Annotated in this window: 13 protein-coding genes; 4 read left to right on the forward strand and 9 right to left on the reverse strand. The window is 73.1% G+C overall.

What is annotated here, in order from left to right; translation table 11 throughout:
• Positions 1-55: 55 nt before the first annotated feature.
• Complete coding sequence (locus ABEA24_RS20270; RefSeq protein WP_345432506.1) at positions 56-3,205, reverse strand: poly(A) polymerase; 3,150 nt, start codon at positions 3,203-3,205, stop codon at positions 56-58.
• Positions 3,192-5,276, reverse strand: a complete 2,085-nt coding sequence (locus ABEA24_RS20275; protein ID WP_345432507.1) for an RNA ligase family protein — start codon at positions 5,274-5,276, stop codon at positions 3,192-3,194. Before ABEA24_RS20275 ends, ABEA24_RS20270 begins: the two co-directional genes overlap by 14 nt.
• A 223-nt stretch (positions 5,277-5,499) precedes the next feature.
• Here ABEA24_RS20275 and ABEA24_RS20280 point away from each other — a divergent pair, with 223 nt between their 5' ends.
• The gene (locus ABEA24_RS20280; RefSeq protein WP_345432508.1) at positions 5,500-6,060 is read left to right on the forward strand and encodes a GtrA family protein; all 561 of its coding nucleotides are present in this window, start codon (positions 5,500-5,502) and stop codon (positions 6,058-6,060) included.
• Between the two features lie 190 nt (positions 6,061-6,250).
• Here ABEA24_RS20280 and ABEA24_RS20285 read toward each other — a convergent pair whose 3' ends face one another.
• From ABEA24_RS20285 to ABEA24_RS20295, 3 genes are all read right to left on the reverse strand, one after another.
• Positions 6,251-7,309: a DUF2293 domain-containing protein gene (locus tag ABEA24_RS20285; protein WP_345432509.1), complete on the reverse strand. Its 1,059-nt coding sequence runs from the start codon at positions 7,307-7,309 to the stop codon at positions 6,251-6,253.
• A gap of 43 nt (positions 7,310-7,352) precedes the next feature.
• A complete protein-coding gene (locus ABEA24_RS20290; RefSeq protein WP_345432510.1) occupies positions 7,353-9,554 on the reverse strand; it encodes a molybdopterin oxidoreductase family protein in 2,202 nt (733 codons plus the stop codon).
• A 343-nt stretch (positions 9,555-9,897) separates the two neighbouring features.
• Positions 9,898-12,429, reverse strand: a complete 2,532-nt coding sequence (locus ABEA24_RS20295) for a M36 family metallopeptidase (protein WP_345432511.1) — start codon at positions 12,427-12,429, stop codon at positions 9,898-9,900.
• A gap of 1,010 nt (positions 12,430-13,439) precedes the next feature.
• Here ABEA24_RS20295 and ABEA24_RS20300 point away from each other — a divergent pair.
• Together ABEA24_RS20300 and ABEA24_RS20305 are read left to right on the forward strand one after the other, a co-directional pair.
• Positions 13,440-14,129 (forward strand): response regulator transcription factor, encoded by a 690-nt coding sequence (locus ABEA24_RS20300; protein ID WP_345432512.1) that lies wholly within the window; start codon positions 13,440-13,442, stop codon positions 14,127-14,129.
• 68 nt (positions 14,130-14,197) lie between these two features.
• Positions 14,198-15,547 (forward strand): sensor histidine kinase, encoded by a 1,350-nt coding sequence (locus tag ABEA24_RS20305; RefSeq protein ID WP_345432513.1) that lies wholly within the window; start codon positions 14,198-14,200, stop codon positions 15,545-15,547.
• On the opposite strand, the gene ABEA24_RS20310 is transcribed toward ABEA24_RS20305, so the two are convergent.
• From ABEA24_RS20310 to ABEA24_RS20325, 4 genes are read right to left on the reverse strand one after another with little or no spacing between them, the layout of a single operon-like run.
• Positions 15,495-17,030: an MFS transporter gene (locus ABEA24_RS20310; RefSeq protein WP_345432514.1), complete on the reverse strand. Its 1,536-nt coding sequence runs from the start codon at positions 17,028-17,030 to the stop codon at positions 15,495-15,497. The two genes, ABEA24_RS20305 and ABEA24_RS20310, sit on opposite strands and share 53 nt — an antisense overlap.
• Complete coding sequence (locus ABEA24_RS20315; RefSeq protein WP_345432515.1) at positions 17,027-18,394, reverse strand: cytochrome P450; 1,368 nt, start codon at positions 18,392-18,394, stop codon at positions 17,027-17,029. Before ABEA24_RS20315 ends, ABEA24_RS20310 begins: the two co-directional genes overlap by 4 nt.
• Complete coding sequence (locus ABEA24_RS20320) at positions 18,382-19,425, reverse strand: alpha-hydroxy acid oxidase (protein ID WP_345432516.1); 1,044 nt, start codon at positions 19,423-19,425, stop codon at positions 18,382-18,384. The genes ABEA24_RS20315 and ABEA24_RS20320 overlap by 13 nt, the downstream gene beginning before the upstream one ends.
• A 10-nt stretch (positions 19,426-19,435) precedes the next feature.
• Entirely contained in the window at positions 19,436-20,968 is a 1,533-nt protein-coding gene (locus tag ABEA24_RS20325) for an NAD(P)-binding domain-containing protein (RefSeq protein ID WP_345432517.1), read from the reverse strand.
• Between the two features lie 238 nt (positions 20,969-21,206).
• On the opposite strand from ABEA24_RS20325, the gene ABEA24_RS20330 reads away from it, so the two are divergent.
• Positions 21,207-21,644 carry a Fur family transcriptional regulator gene (locus tag ABEA24_RS20330; protein ID WP_345432518.1) on the forward strand — a complete coding sequence of 146 codons (438 nt, stop codon included), beginning with the start codon at positions 21,207-21,209 and terminating at the stop codon, positions 21,642-21,644.
• The last annotated feature ends 28 nt before the right edge of the window (positions 21,645-21,672 follow it).

Below are 21,672 nucleotides of genomic sequence, written 5' to 3' on the forward strand. Positions count from 1 at the left end.
GCGGGGCGCACTACGAGGCGGAGAAGGCCGGCGCCCGCCTGACACCGCCCGCGGGTCAGGGGAGCGTCGGCACCTCACCGCATTCGGCCCACTCGACGCCGACGCCACGCAACGTCGAGGCCCAGGGCCCCGCGATCGCGGCGAGCCCGGTGGCGTCCGGGGGCTTGCGGCCCAGCCCCACCGCGAAGCGCGTTGGTCCCGGTCCCGTCTCGTACGGCCGGGGCCAGGCGTGCAGGTCCGTGATCCCGGCGTCCTCCAGCGCGGCGAGCAGGGCCCGGACCCGCCCTCGTACGCGGCCGAGCGTCACGCCGAACTCCTCCGCCGGCGTCTCTCGTACGGTGATGACGGCCCACGCGGCGTGCCGCCGGTGCATCGGCGGGGGCGACAGGAGCCCGGCTGGCGGCTCCCGGTCGGTCCCCGACTCCTCCAGGATCTCCCAGGCCCGGTAGAGCTCCCGCGTCAGGAGATCCCGCCCGCCGTCGCCGACCTGGTCGGCGCACGACCGGACGGGAGCGGTCGGGGTCATGATCCGGACGGCCGCCGGCACTACCGGATCCGGCTCAGGTTGGTCCGGCCAGGCCCCAGGCGCGGACTGGCCTGGTCCGGATCCCGGCGCGGGCTGATCCGGTCCAGACCCTGACTGGATTGGTCCAGACCCCGGCGCGGACTGGCCTGGCCCGGACCCCGGCCCCGGCTGGTCCGGCCCGGGTACCGGCGCGGACTCGTTTGGCCGGGATCCCGGCGCCGGGTGGTCCGGCCCCGATCCCGGCTCGGACTGGTCCGGCCGGAGAAGGACCGGGTGCCGCCAGTCCCAGGCGGCCCAGGTGCCGAAGAAGTGTCGGAGCAGGTCGTTCTCCGGGAGATCCCCGGCCTCCCGGACCGTGCGCGCCGCCAGGATCGTCCAGGCCAGGCCGGGCAGGCCACCGAACGGAGCCGAGTCCAGGCCGCGTGCCCTCGCCCACGCCTTCACCTGCCGGGCGAGCCCGGTGAACCGGTCGCGGTGCCCGCCGACCGCCGCCAGGACGGCGTCGGCGTCGCTGACGGCGCTCAGCGCGATCGCAGACGCCTCGTCCAGCTCCATGCGGCGTGCCACCGCCTCGGCCGGGGCGACGCTCCCCGCGGCGACCACCATGAGATCGACATCCAGCCCGGCGTGCCGGAATCGGAGGCCGGGTACCCGGGCGCCGGTCACGTGCCGCATCCCGGTCGACTCCGGCAGCGCCGCCGTCACACGCGCCCGGACGTCCGCCGGGTCGGGCGTCCCCGGCAGCGCCACCACCACGTCCAGGTCCGCGCCGGTCAGGGCACAGCCCATGCGCCGGGACCCGACGACCTCGACGACGCCCTCCGCCAGTGAGGCGCGCAGCCGCTCCAGGACCGGTTCGGCCGCGTGCAACCGGGCCGGCGTGGGCTGCGGCTCGGTCACGGTCGTTTGCGTGGGCGCGCCTCTGGGGCGTCGTTCGGTCTCGGCGGTCTGCGTGGGCGTGTCTTCGGGGCGCTGGTCGGGCGGCGTTCCCCGGCCCTTCACGAAGGGCACTCCGTCGTCGAGCCAGTGGAGCTCGCCCGTTCCCAGGGCGATGGTCGCTCTGGGGCGCATCGGCTCGTCGCCCCGGCGCGACAGCAGCACGAGTTCGCCGACGTGGGCGGACACGCCACCGAGCCGTGCGGCGCAGCGGGCGATGAGACGTTCCGCGTCCCCCGTCTTTCCCAGGGTCAGGTGCGGGATACGCCCCTCGCCCCGGCAGCGTGGGAACGCGCGCTCCAGCGCGTCGCGCAGATCCGCCCAGGGGGCCGCTCCGCCCGCGGCCGGATCGAGCCACACCGTCGCGCCATCCCGATGCTCGAAGGCACGGACGCCCTCGAGCCGCGCCGTGAACGGGGTGGTCGAGGCCGCGGCGGCGGACAACAGCGGCGCCGCCCGGTCGAACTCGGACTCCGGCACGAAGCCGAACATCAGCGTCACATGCGGCGGCCACCGGTCGAACCGGGGGTCGTGGTCCCGGCGGATCTCCTGGATCGCCGGCCGGACGTCCTCCGGCGGGATCCACACCACCGCCGTCCGTGCCGTCGGCCGTACGTCGGACAGACCAGAGGACGGCTGCGCCCCGGCCGAGACGTCGACGGCGACGCCGTAGTGGTCGGACGCGAACAGGCCGTCCGGTGTCATCGGGGAGTCCCCGCGAAGGCGCGCGGCGGTGGCGCGAAGGCCGGAGCCGCCCAGGAACACCCGGTCGAGCCGGGACGCCCGGCCGGAGAGCGACGACACGGCGGCCAGCGGATTGGCCGCCGGATCGAAGGTCACGGCAGGGTCGGCGGGGCCGTGGACCTCGGTCCAGGCGTCCCGTACGCCGAGTGCGCCGGCCAGGCCGGTGCCGCCGTCGTTGAAGTCGCCGAGGAGGACGACGTCCCCGTCCACGCCGGCCAGGACCTCGGCGAGCCGCGCGAGCTCCGCCTGGCGCCGGGCGGCGCCGTTCTCGGCGTGGTCGCTGGTCAGATGGGTCGCCGCCACGACGACCGGCCCGGCGGCGGACTCCACGGTGACGGCCGCGACGCCCTTGTGGGGGCCGAGGACGTGCAGGCCCGCCTCCCGTACGGGCAGGCGGCTGAGCAGGAGGAGCCCGGTCTCATCGACGTCGGGCCCGGCCGGATCGGTGCCCAGCGTGTAGCCGGAGCGGACCCAGGGTGCGCGCAGCAGCATGTCGAGCAGCCCGGCCTCGACCTCCTGCAGCGCGATGACGTCCGCGTCGGCCCGTTCGAGGGACTCCAGCAGCAGCGGCCTGCGGCGGGCCGTGTCGATGCGGTCGGCGTCGTAGCGATCCCACAGGGTGTTCCACGTCAGCACCCGAAGGCGGGCCGGCGCCGGGCCGGCGGGTACGGGCTCGGCCGGACGCCAGCCCGTGACGGGGTCCCACGCCACCGGCGTCCTGGCGGTGAAGAACGGCGCCCGGAGCCTGCGGGCCTCCCGCACCCGGCCGGCCGGTGACGCGTCGACGCGGTCCACGCCCGCCCGACGGTCCCAGACCACCTCGCCGTCGGCCTCGATGAAGAGGATCCGGTGCCATGGGACGTCGCCGCCCGGCACGAACGCGGGCAGCGGGACGCGCTTGGGCGGGGCCCCGCGGACGTTGATCCCCAGCAGGAACCGCGCGGGGTCGAAGCGCGGGTCCCAGCGGATCCGGTGGTAGATCTCCTCACTGGTCCGCATGGTCGCTCCTGGTGTTCGGGGGGATCTCGTCATCGATGGCGCCGGCGACGTCGCCGACGGCGCCGTCCGGGCCGACGTACCAGGTGCGGTGCGCCTCACCGGGATAGGGCGGGGAGAAGCGGCGAAGCTGGACGGAGAGCACCTCCGGGGGCACCGGATGATCGCGGTCGGCGTTACGCCGGGCCAGCAGGTCGCCGGGGACCAGCATGACCGCGTGCGTCGTCAGCGCGTCGTGCCGCTGGGCCACGGCGTGGACCAGGGAACGCTGGTGCCGGTTCAGCGCCGTGGCGTCCCAGACGACGGTCGCGCCCTCCGCGAGGAGCACGCCGAGCCGGTGCAGCGCGTCCCGGAGGACCTCCGGATTGGCCCGCTGGTCCGCACGGGAGCCACGGGCCTGGCGTAGGTCGTCGAGCGAGACGACCGCGTCGACGCCGGGAAGGCCCGCCGCGAAGGTGCTCTTCCCGCTGCCCGACGGCCCCGTCATGACGACGAGCCGGGGGAAGGCGCCGGACCGCCATCGCCAGGTGAGGGCCAGGGCCTCCTCCGGCGTGGCGATCCGGCCCAGCGCGTACGCCTCCCGCGCCTCGGCCCAGCAGCGGTCCGCCGCGTCCTGGTCGATACCGGGGGCGTCGCCGAGCGCCTGGCGCAGGCCGGCCCGCAGGGGTTCCAGGGGCGATTCGGCGAGGAGTCCGGCCTCGTCGGCGTGCAGTTCGGACCAGCCGACCTGCTCGTGTGCTTCGGCGGCCTCGGCGTCGTCGCGACCGGTCAGCGCCGCGGCGGCGACCGCGTGCAGCACGCCCACGTCGGCCATGGCCGACAGGCGCCTCAGGCCGGTGCGCCGCGCCTCGTCGGGGAAGGGACGGTGCAGGCCGGTGTGCAGACCGACGAGGTCCGCGACCCGGCGGGCGAGGGGCACGCCGAGCGGTCCGGCCAGCCGCGGCATCAGCCGGGCCCGGTCGGCATCGTGGAGGAGGGCCGCCAGCAGGCCCGCCAGCCGCTCGTCGCCGGAACGCCCCAGGAGGTCGAGGCGGGCGGACACGTCGGCGACCACGGCATCGGCGCGCTCGACGGCCGCCTCCCGCGCCTGAGGCAAGGCTCCGGACGCGCCGGGGACGGCTTCACGGGCACCGGAGACGCTTTCAGGGGCACCGGAGACGATTTCGGGTGCGCCGGGGGCGACCGTGGAGGCGCCGGGGACGGTTTCAGGGGCGTTGGGGGCGAGCGCGGAGGCGTCAAGGACGGTTTCAGCGGCACCGGAGACGGCTTCGGGTGCGCCGGAGGCGGCCGCGGAGACGCCGCGTACGGAAACAGGCGCGCCGACGGCGAGCGCGGAGACGCCGGGGACGGATTCAGGTGCGTTGGGGACGGCCAGGTCGGCCGTCGTCATCCCCACCGCGCCGAGGAGGGCCGCCGGGTCCGGAACCGCCCCGGAACGCGCCTGCCAGAGCGCGGAGGCGGGGCCCAGGCCGTTCTCGACGACGGGACCGAGCATCCAGTGCCGGTCCGTTTGCACGTGCCCGCGCCGTACCCACTTGGCGACCCGGCGGGCGAACTCGTCGCGGTGGAAGCCCTCGATGGCGCGCACGACGTAGCCCTCCTGCCGCTCCGTGTCGAGACGGAGCGCCCGGATGGCCCGCTCGTCGAAGACGCCGCGCCAGAGCACGGTGGGGACGGGCAGGCCCAGCCGCCGGGCGAACCGCACGGTGCGGTCCCAGTCCAGGCAGTGGTCGCCGTCCCACACGGAGAAGGCGTAGAACCAGCTCTCCAGGTCCCGGTAGGCGATCGAGTGCCGGGCGTAGAGGTTCTCCCCGCACACCCGCGTGCCGTCCGGTATCCGGTGGGCGATCCTCCCGTGCAGCGCCTTGACCCAGGCGCGGGACGGGTGGTGCCCGCTGTCCGTCGAACGAGCGTGCAGCCCGTCCGGGTACATCGTGGTGTTCTCCCCGTCGAGCTTCTCGGTGACGACGACGTCCCGGCCCGCGAAGCCGGACAGGTCGGCGGCGCGCACGTCGTCCGGGCCGACGCCCGGCGACCAGGGCAGGTGGGGAGTGCGGGGATAGTGCACTCGCATGATCCGCTCCTGCCGACGACCGACGATTCTCAGGGCCGCGTCGACCATAGGGGCGGGCGGGTCGGCGAATCCATCGAATTCCCGTCGGCCCGTGCGTTCGCCGGTCCGTGCCCGGCGGGACGACCGGTGACGCGCGCGGCTCCGGATGGGTGGATACCGCGCGACCGGTCCGAGATGTCGGGGGACGGCACATCCGATGGTCCGCGGCCCGTAGACTGCCCGGGTGTCGCTTACCCGGATCACGCTCTCCCGAGTCCCCGCGCCACTGCGCCCGCTGCTGGTCAAGCATCGTGAGCTGGTGAAGTTCGCCTTCACCGGCGGTGTCTGCTTCGTGCTGACCGCCGGGGTGAACTACGGGCTGAAGCTGACCGTCATGAAGACCAAGCCCGTGACGGCGCTCACGATCGCGATCATCGTTGCGACGATCGCGTCGTACCTGATGAACAGCGGCTGGTCCTTCCGGGCCCGCGGGGGCCGCAGCCGTCACGTCGAGGCGGTGCTGTTCTTCGCCGTGAGCGCCCTGGGCGTGGCCGTCAACGACATCCCGCTCTACCTGGCGCGCTACGCGTTCGACCTGCAGTACCCGAACGTCAGCCACGTCACCCAGGAGGTCTCCGACTTCCTCAGCGGCATGATCATCGGCACCCTGATGGGGATGGCCTTCCGCTGGTGGGCCATGAAGAAGTGGGTGTTCCCGCACGAGAAGACCCGCGGCGGCGTCACGACGGCGAACGCCGGGCGTCTGCCCACCCCCGCCGACGAGGAGTCCGAGCTCGTCGCCTGATCTGCACGCCCACCCGGCGGGCCGGCCTTAGGGCCTGTCTCGAAGTCCCGCTGTCCTACTGCGCGGTGCCCAGGCGGCGCCTCGCCGCGTTGTCGTCGGTCGCCAGCCAACACCAGGCTGACTCCCTCCTCCGCCTTGCGAGGCACCACCTGGACACCGCTCGCTACGGACGGGGACTTCGAGACAGGCCCTAGCAGCCCCGCCAGCGCTCCAGGACGGCGTCGACGTCGGCTCGGATCCGCTCCCGTGCGGTCATCCGCGGCACTCCGGACATCAGCAGCGTGTCGTAGCCGGTGTCCTCGTGCCGGATCGACGCGACGACCGCGGCTCTGACCGCCCCCTCGTCCAGGGCGCGCCCGGCGGCGGACCGCCCGACGCGCCCGCTGCCGCGCGTCCCGGCATGGCGGGCGATCGCGTCCGCCCGGTCGGCGGGGCAGCCCGGGAACATCCGCCTGATCTCGCCGGCCATCCTCGCCTGGAACTCCACGTCCTCATCGGCGCGCCGTTCACGGTCACGCTCCCGCCGCCGGGCCCGTACGTCCTCGTCGGCGAGGCACTGCTCCTCGGCCAGTTCCAGTGCGGGCTCCTCGACGAGCAGCCCCTGCCGGTCGTACCGCTTGCGTCGCCGATTGAACCGGACGACCACGGCGGACAGGGTGCTCGCCTTCTTCGCCCGCCGGGTGAGCGCGGCGTCGCCCGAGGGCAGGAAGACCAGGTGATCCATGTCGGCGCAGGTCAGGCAGGTCGACCGGTCGTCCTCCAGGATCATGAGGTCGCCGGTGCCGTGACAGACCGTGCAGTTCCAGTCCTTGAGCGGCATGACGACCACCAGGTCCGGAGCGCGGTTCTGCCGTTCGATCAGCCGTTCGCGCCTCGCCTCGGACAGGTCGGGGGACAGCCAATGCGTCCGGAACGCCCGCTCGACGGCCTCGTCGCCATCGGAGGTGAACCGTAGGGGCCGGCGATCGCGGGAGGCGGCGACGTACGCGGTCTCGCTCGGCCTCAGCCCCTGGCGCTCCGCCCATTCGCGGAGGGTCTCCAGCGCGGTGGCGAGCTTGTCGGCGCGTACGCTGAGCGCCTCCTCCAGGTCGGCGATGCGCCCCTGACGCCACTCGTCGACCCGCCGGGCGGGCAACCAGCCGAGTCCGGTCAGGACGTCGATCATGGACACCGACTTGGAGCCGGCGAGGGCGGCCTCGGCCGCGGTGACGACTCGGCGTTCGAGAGCCGAGGCGGTTGCCCGGTTCATGACGCCCAAAAATACTCGACCGGCCGCCCCTGCGCCCCGTCCGTCAGGCGGGCTGGACCTCCACCGGCACCCCGTTGAGCACGGCGTTGCCCGACAGCGGGTCAAGGGCGCGCGGGTCGGTGAGGGCGTTGGCGTTCGCCCCAGGGTGCGCGGCGGCCACGGACATCCGGGTGCCGGGCAGGCCGTGACCCCAGCCGTGGGGAAGGCTGACGACCCCGGGCATGACCTCGGCGGTGACCTCCACCTCGGCCTCGATCGTGCCGCCGGTGCTCGTCACCTTGGCCGTTCCGGCGTCGGTGAGCCCCAGCCGGCCGGCGTCGTCGGGGTTGACCTGGAGCGTGCAGCGGTTCGAACCCCGGACCAGGCCGGGCAGGTTGTGCATCCAGCTGTTGTTCGACCGCAGATGGCGGCGGCCGATGAGGACCAGGCCCGTACGGCGGCGGGCGAGGCCGTCGCGGAGGCGGCCGGTGTCCTCGGCCAGCGGCGGCGGGCACAGCTCGACCCTGCCGGACGGGGTCCGCAGCACCTCGGGCAGCCGGGGCTTCAGCGGGCCGAGGTCGATGCCGTGCGGCGCGTCGCGCAGCGCCTGGAGGGACAGGCCGCCGGGGTTCGCGCCGAAGCCGTCGCCGTACGCGCCGAGGCGCAGCATGAGGTCGAGGCGGCGCAGCGCGGGGGTGTCGCCGGTGAGCAGCGGGAGCAGCTCCGCCGGGTCCCGGCCGTGGACGGGGGAGGACGGGTCGGCGACGGCCTTGCCGAGGAGGTGGGCGATGATCGACTCGTCGACACCGGCGTCCTGCCCGGACACGACGCCGATGAGGCGGGCCAGGATCGCGCACTCGTCGAGCTCACCGTCCCGGAGGGGGAGCGCGGGCGGGGAATACCGCGCGTTGTTGCGCACGGCGAACTCCCCGAACGCGATGTCATAGTGCGGGGACCGGCTCGGCGGAGGCGGCGGGAGGATGACGTCGGCGTGCCGCGTTGTCTCATTGAGGTACGGATCGACGCTGACCATGAACTCCAGGCCGCCGAGCGCGTCGCCGAGGCGCTCGCCTCCTGGCGTGGACAGCACCGGGTTGCCGGCCACCGTGATCAGGGCGCGCACCTGGCCCTCGCCGGGGGTGAGGATCTCGTCGGCCAGTGTGGTGGCGGGCAGCTCGCCCTTCACCTCCGGCAGCCCGCGGACGCGGCTGCGCCAGCGGCCGGTCCGGAAGCCGGGTCCGGTGCCCTTGCCCGGGCGGCGGTGCGCGCCGAGGGGGAACATCGCGCCGCCGGGCCGGTCGAGGTTGCCGGTCAGCGCGTTGACGACGTCGACCAGCCAGTTGGTGAGCGTGCCGAACTCGGCGGTGCAGGTGCCGATGCGGGCGTAGACGGCGGCGCTGGGGGCGGCGGCGAGCTCGCGGGCCAGCCGCCGGATCTCCTCGGCCGGGACGCCACAGACCTCCGCGACCCGCTCGGGGGCGAAGTCGCGGCTGAGCCGCTCCACGTCCGGCACGCCGTCGACACCGGGAGTGTCGGCGACCAGCCCCTCGGCGAACAGGGTCTGCACGACGCCGAACAGCAGGTACGCGTCGGCGCCCGGCCGGATCGGTAGGTGCCGGTCGGCGAGGCGGGCGGTACGGGTCCGGCGCGGGTCGACGACGACCAGGGTGCCGCCGCGCCGGCGGAGCGCCTTCAGCTTCCCGGGGAAGTCGGCGGCGGTGCACAGGCTGCCGTTGGACTCGAGGGGGTTGGCGCCGAGCATCAGCAGATAGGAGGTGCGGTCCAGGTCCGGCACCGGGATGGCGAAGGGGTCGCCGAACAGCAGCCCGCTGGAGACGTGCTTGGGCATCTGGTCGACGGTGCTCGCCGAGTAGACGTTCGTGCTGCCGAGCGCCCGCGCGAGCGGTCCGGCGTACAGGCCGCCCGCCAGCGTGTGCACGTTGGGGTTGCCGAGGTAGAGAGCGAGCGCCTGGCGGCCGTGGCGTCCGACGACTCCGTCGAGGCCGCGGCGCACCGCCGCGAAGGCCTCCTCCCAGCCGACCTCACGCCAGTCGTCGCCGTCGCGGACCATGGGGGAGCGCAGCCGGTCGGGGTCGTTCTCCAGCTCGTCGATGGTCGCGCCCTTGGGGCAGATGAAGCCGTGGCTGAAGACGTCGGCGCGGTCGCCCCGGGCCCCGGTGACCCGGCCGTCGGTGATCGTCAGCTCGAGGCCGCACGTGGCCTCGCACAGGGGACAGATCCGGTACGCGGTCGTCGTCTCGGGCATCGGCCCTCCACAGCCCTGGGTTGTTTGACGCAACGATAGGACTGCGGGCACCGTAATGGAACCCGATTCGGGTTTCGGTTTCTCGCCGGACGGGCGACCCGGCCGCGTCGCCGGTCCGCCGGTCCGCCGGTTGCGGGTTGCGTGGTCGTCGGTCGCATGTTCGTCGGTCGCATGTTCGCGGGTCGCGGGTCGCGGGTCGCGGGTCGTCGGTCGCGGGTGGGGGTGTCGCCAGCCGCCGCCGCCGCCGTCGCCGTCGCCGTCGCCGATCGCCGTTGCCGGGCCGTGCCGGCGGGCCACGGACGCCGGCGAGGTCGCCGCCGAGGGCGGCCTCGCCGGTCCCGCGTCAGCGCGCGAAGACCTGGAAGTCGGCCGCCCTGACCTGGCCGGAAAGGGGGCTTCCGGTCGTGCAGTCGGTCGGGACGTTCGGGTCGTTCGTCTGCTGACCGGCGTAGTCCGGACCACCCGTGCACTGCGAGGCGGCGACCTCGAAGCGCAGGTGCGTGGCGGTGGTCCGCGGGATGGTGAAGGACCGCATGGTCAGGTCGGGCGCGACCGGGCGCGGCCGGACCGCCGGGAAGGCGTTCTTCGCGCTGGTGTAGGCCGTGCGGTAGTCGGTGGCCTTGGAGCAGTCGACCGTCGCCGAGGCCGTGCAGGCCAGGATCCTGAACGACCGCAGCGCGGTGAACCGGTTCTGGCCGCCAGTGTCACCGCCCGGGTCGTGCGGATCGGCCGGCCGCAGCAGCGCGCTGACCTGGACGCGCCGCACCTGCTGCGGCCCGTTCCCGGCGAGACGGACGGTCACCTGCCGGCCCGCGACGGGCGTCCCGGCGGAGCCGAGTGAGGCCCACGTGGTGCCCTCGTCGTCGTCGATGAGGGCGCCGAGGTCGACGCCGTCGCCGGTCGCCGTGGCGCCGCCTGCCGCCGAGGCGAGGTTGCGCGGCAGCCGCACCCGAACCGTGCGGTGCGATCCGGACGTGACGCGCGCGGTGAACCGCGCCATGCCGTGGCCCGGCGCCTGGGCGACCATCCGGTACCGGCCCGCCACCATCGCCGCGGTGTCCGGCCGGTCGGTGCTCGCGTCGGTGTCGGCCACCGGCACCGCCCGGGCCTGGTAGTCGCCCACGAAGAAGCGGGCGCCCGGCACCGGCCGGCCCGCCTCGTCGACCGCCTCGAACCGGACCGTCGCGTTCTTCGCGCCCGGTGAGGCGAAGCTCGGCGTCGCGTCCGTGTCGTTGGTGGTGTTGCTGGCCGCGTCGGCGCCCATGCCGCGCCCGGCGAAGGCGTTCCACAGCAGGGCCTGGTCGGCGCCGCCGAACCGCATCCGGTCGGCGGCGAGCATCGCGTCGCGCGCGTCGAAGACGAGTTGCACCCACCGCCGGTCGCCCGGACAGCGGGTGACCGGGATACGGCCCTCGGCGCAGGACCTGCGCAGGGAGACACTGCCCGCGCCGTAGCGGGCGATGAACGCCCGGCGGACGTCGTAGTTGACGGCGTTCCAGATCTCGCCGTCCGCGTGCACCTCGGGACCGGTCAGGTCGAAGCCGAGGTCACCGTAGTTCAGCGGGTTCTTGGACAGGTCGTAGTCGCGGATGCCCCGCACCCGGTTGCCGGTGACGTACGGGCCGGTGACGAAGGGCGACTGGCCGGCCGGCAGCAGGTGGTTGGCGTCGAGGTACTCCATGGCGACCAGGTCGGACCAGGACTCGCCCATCGAGTTGGCCTGGTAGCCGCTGAGCCGGTTGTCGGGGCCGGCCACCATCCGGTTGGAGATCGCGTGGGTGTACTCGTGGCCGATGACCGACATGTCGTAGTCGCCGTCGACGCAGGGGGAGTAGAACGAGCCGGCGATCGACTGCCACAGGTACATGTTGGTCGTGGGCGGGTTGCCGTCCGGCGGCGTGGCCTGGTTGGCGTTGTCCCGGATCAGGCTCGTCGTGACCCGCGCGCCGGACTGGGCGTTGCCGTGCTCGGGGTCGCCGCCGAGCCCGCCCTTGCCGAAGTCGTCGTCCTGGAGATTCCAGGCGGTCTCGGTGAACCCGAGGTTGTAGGAGAAGTCGTGCATGCGGTTGTGCATCGCGTGCAGGTTGGCGTCCGCCGCATCGATGTCGTTCCGCTGCGGGCTGTCGAAGACCCCCGGCGCGCACTTCTGGGCGTACCACTGGTTGGTCCAGGGGTACTTGTACTCGCGGTCCGGACGCGGTGTGGCGAAGCCGTTCATGTTGAAGCCCGTGCCGGTGGCGTTGTTCCACGCCTCGGCGGCCCACTCGTTGTTGCCGCGGGTCGTACCGGTCGAGGCAGTGCCACTGACGCCCGGGTCGACGTCCCAGGCGAGCGGGGACGCCGGGTTGCCGATGACGCGGTCGCAGCCGGCCGTCCTCGTCAGGCACCACGTCTCACGCGTGTCGCGCGTGCGGTAGTCGGTCGGCGGGTTCGCCGGGAAGGCCTTCCACTGCGGGTCGTCGGCCTCGTCGTCGACGTTGTCCTGACGGACGAGGACCTCGCCGGTGCGCGCGTCGACATAGCTGGTGTAGGACTGCGCGCCGTCGGGCGCGTCGTCGTTGACCGACACCTCGTACGCCGCCCGCGCGCCGCCGGCCGGCATCGGCACTGCGACGAGCTTGACGGCCTGCGTGCCCTGGAGCCCGCTCGCGGCGTACTGCCGCCAGTCGCCGGCGGTTCCCCGGGCGGTCACGGTCCCGGCGTCCAGGCGGACGTCGCGGGCCGCGGCCCGCACCGCGTCCTTCTCGGTGAGCGTCGGCGGCGCGGGCGTGGAGACATCCGGAGCGAGCGTCGAGCTCACCTGGTACACCGTGCCGCCGGCGACGCCGACCACGGCCAGCCCGTCGTGACCGGCGGGCAGGCCGCGTATTGCCACCGCGTTGACATATGCGTAACCGCACATATACAGTCTGTGACTGATCTGAGATGCCCGGTGCGGTATCGGCGTGCGGGGCCCCCGTTCCACCGGAGAGATGGTCCGGGGCCTCCCCGTGCGTCGTTGGCCGCGCCGGTATGGCCAGGTCGCAGGGAACCCGCCGTCCTGGGAGCGGACCGCACGCGAGACGTGCGTCGCCGCCGGGGGTTGAACGTGGGGGACCAGTGCGTCCAAGACCGTTCGGGGCGTGCCGCTACGCGGGACCCACTCGTGCTCAGTGTTAAGGAACGGTGCCCAGCCGGTTCCAGTGGACCGCTGCCATTGGGTGAGGTCGCGCTGCGCGGTGAAGCGGGCGCGGCCTCCCAGGCGGCGTCACGGTCGTCGGCTCCATAGTGCTCATTCGGGACCGGGGGCCTCGCGCGAACCCGCCGTCGGCTCGGCGGCGACCGCCCCCTCTCCGAGGGTGAGGAGCGCTCCTGCCGACATCACCGCGATCAGTCGATGGACTCTTGGGTGTCTGCGGTACTTGCGCACTGGCACACCGCCTTTGGGGGATTTGCGGGGTACTGGGGCGAATTGTGCCGGGAGCTTAAAATGTGCTGTAAGCAACCGTCAATGCGGTAGAAGACGCGGCTCGGTAACAGCTGGTCATTACCAAAGGTGAGGGATGTGGTTTGCTCGTCCGAGCCGGTGACGTGGCATGCGACGCGGAAATTCGTCCTCGATCGGAGCGAATACGGCGATTTACGGGAATCGCCATTTATCACATCCGCGCGCTTTTTTCATGGCCGGTTCGGGCCAGTGGGCAGGAGGGGATGGCTCTGGCGATCCGGGCATGGCCGGAGCCGCCTCTTCCGTGATCCGGCCAGGTCGCCTCAGTGCTTCGCGGTCGGAAGGCGGCCGCCCGGCCGCCGGAGGAGCGTGGCCCGCGTAGACGCCGGTGGCGCCGAGGATCTACGGTTTTGGCGGAATCCTGACCAAGATCCAATCCAGGATGACACGGTGGTGTCATGATCGCCCAAGTCGAGCCGCGCGATGCGCCGCGGTCCCGCCTTCTCCTCGTCGAGGACGACGCGGAGCTCAGCGAGATGCTCGCCCGGCTCTTCACCGACGAGGGCTACCTCGTCGACGTCGCCCGCGACGGCCAGCGCGGCCTGCACCTGGGCCTGAGCCGGCCGTACGACGCGATGATCATCGACCGGGGGCTGCCCGCGATCGACGGCCTCGACCTGCTGGTCCGGCTGCGCCGGCGGGCGGTCGCCACCCCCGTCCTGGTCCTCACCGCGCTCGGCGCCGTCGCCGACCGGGTCGCCGGGCTCGACGCGGGCGCCGAGGACTACCTGATCAAACCGTTCGAGGTCGACGAGCTGCTGGCGCGGGTACGCGCGCTGCACCGCCGCAACCGGGACAGCGCCCAGGTCCTGCCGTTGGGCGACGGCCGGTTCGACCTGGCGGCCCGGGTCGTGACCCTGCCTGACGGCGGGCAGGTGACGCTGTCGGGCCGGGAGTACGAGCTGCTGAGGGCGCTGGCGACGCGCCCCGACCAGGTGCACACCCGCGCCGCGCTGCGCGAACGCGTCTTCGAAGCGGCACAGGCGGAGTCCATCGTCGACACCTACGTCTACTACCTGCGCAACAAGCTCGGCCGGAAGGCCGTGCGCACCGTACGCGGCGTGGGCTACCAGGCAGGTGAGCTGTGAGCCGGATCGCCGGGCCACGGGGCGGGGGAGCCGTGAGCGGATCGCCGGCCCACCCGGGCGGGGGAGCCGTGATCAGAGCCCCGGACCTCGAGCGCCGTCTGCTGGTCCGCGCCCGTACCGTCATCACCGCCCAGGTCGCCGGCGCGGTCACCCTCGTCATCGCACTGGTCGGAGTGCTGGTCTACGGCGTGACGATCGACGGCCAGGGCTCCTCCGCACGGCGGGACCTGGCCGGCGCGGTCGCGCGCGCCGACATCGCCCACCCACCACCCTGCATCTGGCTGTTCGAACTGCGGGGCGCCGCCCTGACCACATCCCCCGGCGCGCCCACCGACCTGCCCGTGCGCACTGAGCTGCGCCGGGTCGCCGCCGGCCACCGCCCCCGGACCGGCCGGTTCACGGTCGGCCGGCGGGCCTACATCGTCCGGACCGAGTTCCGGGCCGGCGTGGTCCGCCAGGCGGTCATCGACCTGCGTTACCAGGTGGAGGAGCGGCGTCGCCTGTACGAGGCGCTGGCCGCGGCCGAGGCCGCCGGGCTGCTGGCCGCGCTGCTCGTGGGTCAGCTGCTCGCCCGCCGGGCGATCGCGCCGCTGGGCGAGGCGCTCGCCCGCCAGCGCAGGTTCGTGGCCGACGCGAGCCATGAGCTGCGCACGCCGCTGACCCAGCTGCACACGCGGGCGCAGCTGCTGGAGCGGCGGCTGCGGCCCGACGCCGACCCGTCGGCCCTGGCCACCGAGGTGCGGCGGATGGTCACCGGGACGCGCCAGCTCGGCGAGGTGATCGACGACCTGCTCCTGTCCGCGCAGCTGCGGCAGACGCGCCGGCTGTTCGGCCCGGTCGACCTCGGCGCCCTCACCGACGGCCTGATCATCGCCGAGAGCGCCCGCGCCGAGGCGCGCGAGGTGACCCTGGAAGTACGGCTCCGGGACCTGGGCCCGCACGTCGTGCGCGGCGTCGAACCCGCGCTGCGGCGGGTGGTCACCTCACTGGTCGACAACGCCTTCGGCCACACCGCGCCCGGCGGCCACATCACGGTGACGCTCTCCCGTGACGGAGCCATGGTCGAGTTGGAGGTCCGCGACGACGGCGTGGGGCTCGACCCGCGGGACGCCGAGCGGCTGTTCACGCGGTTCGCCCGCGGCGAGCACGGGGCGGGCCGCCGGTTCGGCCTCGGGCTGGCCCTGGTGCGCGAGGTCGTCGACGGCCACGGCGGCACGATCGAGGTGGACGGCCGCCCCGGGGCGGGGGCGGCCTTCACCGTCCGGCTGCCCGCCGAGCGGACGGCCGCGACCGCGCGGTCTGCCGGCGTCGAGCCGTCCACCCGCACCGAGCCGGCGGACCAGGCCGAGCCCGCCGGCGACCCGGTCAGCCCGTCTCCGCCTCGACCAGTGGCAGCCCGGCGGTCTCCATCCCGGTGAGCCACAGCACGAGCGCCGCGGCGGCGACGGGCGTCGCGACGACGAGCGCCAGCGTGCGCAGCTCCGGCGCCGACGTCAGCAGCAGTGGGCCGAACATGCCGCCGACCTTTCCGGCCGCCGCGGCCAGGCCGCTGCCGCCGGCGCGCAGTGCGGTCGGATAGACCTCGGTGGAGTACGGCGACAGCAGCGCGATCATGCCGCCGGCGCCGGCCAGCAGCGTGACGAGCAGGACGAGGAGAAGCCCCCGGCCGCCCTCGCCGTCGACGCCGAGCACCGGGAAGAGCACGAGCACCCCGCCGGTGATCGCCGCGTAGCAGAACATCGTCCGGCGGCTGCCCCACCGCCCGTACAGGTAGGCGGCCAGGGCGGTGTTGGGCACCGCGAACAGTGCGGAGAAGAACAGCAGCGCGCTGGCCGAGGACTTGTCGTGGCCCAGGAACGTCGGCAGGAAGGTGATGAACCCCCAGTTGACGATGCCCCAGCCCAGGCCGTACAGCGTGATGGTGGCCGTGCGCCGCCGGAACGGCGGCACGAGCAGCGCGCGGAGCCGGAACCGGAACGACGACCACGCCGGGGGCGTCGCGGAGGCGGTGCCGGCCGGGCGGGTCGTGATCCCGTACCGCGCCATCACCCGGGCGGCCTCCTCGTCCCGGCCCACGGACAGCAGGAACCTCGGCGACTCGGGGATCCAGCGGCTCAGCACGAGCAGCAGCGCGCCGGTGGGCGCGCCGAGCACCCACAGGATCCGCCAGCTGAAGTGCGGCACCAGCAGGGTGGCGGCGCCGCTGGCCACGAGGTACCCGAGGGCGGCGCCCAGGCCGCTCTGCAGCACGATGAGCCCGCCGCGCCGCCGGGCCGGGATCGACTCGGCCATCAGCGAGTAGACGGTCGGCAGCATGCCGCCCGCCGACGCGCCCATGAAGAAGCACATGACGAGGTTCCACCCGAGGCCGGGCATGAAGCCGCAGATCGAGGTGGCGATGTAGATGACCGAGGACAGCAGGATCGTCGACCGGCGGCCGAAGACGTCGGCGAGGAACCCCCACAGGATCGAGCCGGTGACCGTGCCGGTGATGGCGACGAACGGCAGGGACGCCGCCTCCCGGGTGCTGATCCCGTACTCCTTGGCCATGCCGGGCACCACGAAGCCGAGCGAGGCCGGCTTCATCGTGTCGACGACCAGCCCGATGGTGAGCACGACCACGAGCAGCCAGTGCGCGCGCGACAGCGGCGCCTCGTCGAGGGCGGCGTACGGGACGGCGGGAGCGCGCCGGGCGCGGGTGGCCCGCTCCTCCCTCCCGGGCAGCATTCCCCAGACGCACAGGGCCAGCCCGGCCACGATCAGCGCCATGCCGAGCGACATCGTGCGGCCCATCGGCATGCCGGCCATCATGAAGTGGTCGTGCCGGGCCATCACGTAGTCGGGGACGTGCAGGAGCACCCCGGCCGCGACCAGCAGGCATCCCAGCCAGAATCGTTTCACCGCGGCCTCCCGGTGACGGGGCAGGCCGAGGCCGCCTCGATGTTCGCGAAGTGGCGCTCGCACAGCCGTTGCCGGCGGGCGTCCCAGACCATGTAGCCGCCGAGGACGAGCTGGACGGCGCTGCGCCACAGGTCCTCCCACCGGTCCCGGACCCGCATGGCGGCGAGCACCGCCGCCCGCCGTACGCCCGGTGCCGCCGCGTCGCGGGGGACGAGCAGGCACGGCCCGCGGTTGGGAACGGACCGGGTGTGCGCGGCGGAGGTGTGCAGTGTGAAGCGCCGGGCGATCTCGCGAGCCGCGACCCGCATCGTGATCGGGGTCAGGTGCCAGGCCGGGCAGGGCCGGTTCGCGGCGATCCCGAACGGGATGTGGTTGACGTCGCGGGCCGACAGCGTCTCCCAGCGCTCGGGCCGGAACTCGCCTGCGTCCTCGAACCCGGCGCGGTGGAACGCCGGATAGTCGAAGCACAGCACCGAGCCCGCCGGGATCGTCGTCTCCTCGACCCGCACCTCCGCGGAGGTGATCCGGTGCGCGATGCCGAACAGCGGGTAGAGCCGCAGCGTCTCGTCGATCACCCGGTTGACGTACCGGTCGTCGGCGTCGCGCAGCCGCTCCTGCACCTGCGGGTGCTGCGCGAGGACCATGAGCAGGTGGGTCATCGCCTCCGACGTCTGCACGATCGCGGTGTTGAAGAAGGTGCCCTGCAGGTACAGCGCGCGCTCCCGCGCCGACAGCCCCTCCGGAAGGGGGTGCCGCACGTCGGCGAGGCGGCGTTCCAGGTAGTCGGTGAGCCGGTGCCGGCGGTCCATGTGCCGCAGCCCGCAGCACTTGAGGGCGGTCACCACGTCGTCGGCGTTGGCGACGATGAGGTCGCGTGCCTCCGGCGGGCAGCGCTCGCCGAACACCACCTCGTAGTAGAACTCCGCCCAGATCGGCATCATCAGGTCGCGCAGCCGTACGGTCGTCATGCCGTCGATTCCGCTCAGGCCCCGCTCCACGCACTGGGCGGTCAGCTCCTCGGCCCGCACGGTCGGCATGGACAGGAACGCGCGGGTCGTCCTGGCGACCTCCTCGTAGAGCGGCCCCGGCTCCAGGTGTTCCTGGTGGATGTGCGGGCCGGGCGCGAGCCAGTACCAGAACAGGTCCGACAGGGCGGCGCCCTTACTGCGGCCGTTCGCCGCCGGGTCGGCGTACACCTGCCTGAACCGCGACACGTCGACGAGCGGGCAGGGGACGGTGATCCCCTCGTCGCCGTTGACCCGCTCGAAGATCCACACGCGCAGCGCGACGACCCGGCCCGGCAGCCAGTACGGCAGGCTCAGGACCAGGACCGCCGCGGCGACGGCCACGATCACGGGTGGCATCGGACGAAGCTCCGGTCGAGATCCCGGACCGACGCGCAGCCGCACTGGACGAGGGCGTGGTCGACCTCGTCGCGGATCCGCTCCAGCACGCCCTTGACGCCCTGCTCGCCCTCGGCCGCCAGGCCCCAGACCACCGGGCGGCCGAGCGCCACCGCGCTCGCGCCCAGCGCGAGGGCCTTGAGCACGTCGGTGCCGCGCCGGATGCCGCCGTCCATCAGCACGGGCAGGCCGCCGGCGGCGTCCACGATCTCGGGGAGCACGTCGATCGTCGCGGGCACGGTGTCGAGCTGGCGGCCGCCGTGGTTGGACACCAGGAGCCCGGCGACGCCGGCCTCGGCGGCGAGCCGGGCGTCCTCCCGGTGCAGGACGCCCTTGAGCACGATCGGCAGGTCGGTGATCTCCCGCAGCCAGGCGATGTGGTCCCAGGAGATCTCCGGGGACATGGTGATCTGCCGGACGTCGCCGGGGGCGTCGCCGATCCGCAGGTTCTCGCAGCGCATGCCGTCCGGCAGCTCGTGGAAGTCGTTGCGGTCGTCGCGTTCGCGCCGGCCCAGGGCGGGGGAGTCGACCGTGATGACGAGGGCCGTGCAGCCCGCGGCCTCGGCCCGCCGGATGATCGCCTCGGTGAAGCCGCGGTCGGGCTGGATGTACAGCTGGAACCACAGCTTCGCGCCCGGCGCCTCGGCCGCGATGTCCTCCACCGCCACGGTCGAGGCCATGCTCACGATCATGATGGTGTCGGCGGCGGCGACCGCCCGTACGGTCGCGCGCTCCCCGTCGGGCGCCGCGATCCGGTGGAACGCCGTCGGCGCCACCAGCACCGGCATCGACGCGCGCGTGCCCAGCAGGGTCACGCCGAGCTCGCGCCGGGCGCTGCCGCGCAGGATGCGCGGGACGAGCGCGAGACGCGCCAGCGACGCCTCGTTCGCCCGCAGCGTGACCTCGTCGCCCGCGCCGCCCGCGAAGTAGTCGTAGTACACCGGGTCGAGGCGCTCGCGCGCCACGGCCTCGTACTCGCGCAGGGTCCGCACCGCTCCTCCCTCAGGCCGAGACCGTCGCGGTCCGCGCGGCGAAGAACGCCCGGAGCGGTTCCCTGTGTGTCGTCGGGGAGTCCCACTCGTTCTCGAGGTTCTCGGTGATGTGGTGCGTCGCGACGAGCTCCTGACCGCGGTAGTGCCGCACGACCGGGTGCAGGTAGTGGCCCTCGTCCGCCCGGCCGGCGTCGCTCTGGGCGATGCGGCGGACCGAGATGTCGAACGGGTCGTGCTTGTCGTGGTCCGGCCCGTACTCCAGGGTGATCCGGTAGTGGTCGGGCAGGTCGACGTGGTCGAACGGCATCTCCTCCAGGTACCGCGCGCCGTCACCGTCGATCGCGATCACGTCCGCCAGGAAGCCGAACTGCTGCCACAGCGCCGACGTCCGGTTGACGCGCTCGAGCACCGCGTCCGCCAGCGCGTCCGGTGTGGCGGGAAGGGCGCGGTGCGGCCACTCGGCGTCCTGGTACCTGCTCTCCAGGATCCGGTGGAGGGACCGCACGCCGTACCGGAACCCGTGGATGAACCCGCTGGTCCCCCGCTTGAAATCCCGCGACTGAGTGATCGTCCCGGCGAAGTACAGGCCGGGGACGTTCACCGACTCCCACGCCGGCGTCAGCGCGGGGAACCGGTCGCGGATCGTCAGCTCGGGACGGCACGTCTCGTCGAAGATCGAGGCGTCGAAGCGGAAGCCCGTGCACGCGATCACCCGGTCGTACGGCACGTCCTTGGTGACCTCGTCCGCGCGGGAGAAGCTCACGGTGACGAGGTAGCCGTCGTCCCGCTTCTCGATCTTCTTGATGTTCCCGTCGAGGATCGCGTTCTGCGACTTGAGCTGGTACGTGTCGAGGAAGTTGTTGTTGACGGCCCGCAGGTGCCCGACGAAGTGCGTCTTCCACGCCAGCCGTACGGAGCTGGGCCCCGCGACGTGGATCACCGCGGCCTTCTCGATGAGGTTCTCGGCGGTCTCGAACGCCGAGTTGCCCTTGCCGATGATCAGGACCCGCTGGTCGGTGAACTCCGCCGGGTCGACCGACACGGTCGTGTACAGGTCGGCGGTCTCGATGCCGGGGATCGGCGGGACGTACGGCCGGGAGAAGCCGGTCGCCGCGACGAGGCACCGGGCGCGGTGCACGTCGCCGTTCTCGGTGCGCACCTCGAAGCCCTCGTCGTCGCGCGTGACGCGCGTGACCCGGCTGTCGTACGCGATGCGCAGCCCGGTCGTCTTGGCGAAGTCGGCCAGGTAGCGCACCATCTCGTCGGCGGGCGGGTAGTAGCGTTCGGTGTAGCGGGTGAACAGCAGCTCCGGGTCGTCGGACAGCAGGGAGTTCCAGTCCATCCGCAGGTTCAGGTCCGGGTCGGTCCACCCGGTGTGCACCTTGTTGCTGGAGATCAGCGTCCGGTGCCGGGGAAAGGTCTTGAAGAAGGTCCCGGGCGTCGAGCCGGCCTCCAGGATCAGGTAGTCGCGGCCCGCCTTCTCCAGGAGATATCCGAGCTGGAGTCCTGCCGGTCCCGCTCCGAGCACCAGGTAGTCCTTCACCACGCCCACCTCAGCAGTTCGATCAGGGTTCAGACGCGGCAAGCATGGGAGCGCGAATCTCAGAGGATCCTCAGAGATCCGATGTGACGAACCGCCCGACCTCCCCGGTGTCCGCTCCCGGCCACGCGGCTGTGGTAGATCAACAGGGCCGTCCCCGTCCCCGTTGCCTGACGCATTACGAAACTTGGACTATTCGTTCCCTTGAATCGTTCGTGTTTATGGCGATAGGTTGGGTGCCATGACCGCACCCCAGACGCCGACCACCGCCGATGAGCTGCGCGGTGTCGGCCTGCGGGTGACGGCCGCCCGCGTCGCACTGCTCGAGACCGTCCGGGGCGGTGACCACCTTGACGTCGAGGCGCTCGCCTCGGGGGTGCGCGACCGCGTGGGCCACATCTCGCTTCAAGCCGTCTACGAGGCCCTCCACGCGCTCACCGCGGCGGGACTCGTACGCCGGATCGAACCGCCCGGCAGCCCGGCCCGGTTCGAGGGACGCGTAGGGGATAACCATCACCACATCGTCTGCCGGTCGTGCGGTGTCGTCGCCGACGTCGACTGCGCGGTCGGCGAGGCGCCCTGCCTGACCGCGTCCGACGACCACGGCTTCTCGATCGACGAGGCCGAGGTCATCTACTGGGGCCTGTGCTCCGACTGTTCCACCGCCCGTAGTTCCTGAGCATTGTGATCCGCCTAGTCCGGAAGGA

This window comes from Actinoallomurus vinaceus (genome assembly GCF_039542055.1).
Taxonomy (GTDB): domain Bacteria; phylum Actinomycetota; class Actinomycetes; order Streptosporangiales; family Streptosporangiaceae; genus Actinoallomurus; species Actinoallomurus vinaceus.

Excerpts from the sequence above, each read along its gene's own strand:
- ABEA24_RS20330 (WP_345432518.1), top strand. The coding sequence starts at position 21,207 with ATGACCGCACCCCAGACGCCGACCACCGCCGATGAGCTGCGCGGTGTC.
- ABEA24_RS20315 (WP_345432515.1), bottom strand. The coding sequence starts at position 18,394 with ATGCCACCCGTGATCGTGGCCGTCGCCGCGGCGGTCCTGGTCCTGAGC.
- ABEA24_RS20290 (WP_345432510.1), bottom strand. The coding sequence starts at position 9,554 with ATGCCCGAGACGACGACCGCGTACCGGATCTGTCCCCTGTGCGAGGCC.
- ABEA24_RS20270 (WP_345432506.1), bottom strand. The coding sequence starts at position 3,205 with ATGCGGACCAGTGAGGAGATCTACCACCGGATCCGCTGGGACCCGCGC.
- ABEA24_RS20275 (WP_345432507.1), bottom strand. The coding sequence starts at position 5,276 with ATGCGAGTGCACTATCCCCGCACTCCCCACCTGCCCTGGTCGCCGGGC.
- ABEA24_RS20300 (WP_345432512.1), top strand. The coding sequence starts at position 13,440 with ATGATCGCCCAAGTCGAGCCGCGCGATGCGCCGCGGTCCCGCCTTCTC.
- ABEA24_RS20285 (WP_345432509.1), bottom strand. The coding sequence starts at position 7,309 with ATGAACCGGGCAACCGCCTCGGCTCTCGAACGCCGAGTCGTCACCGCG.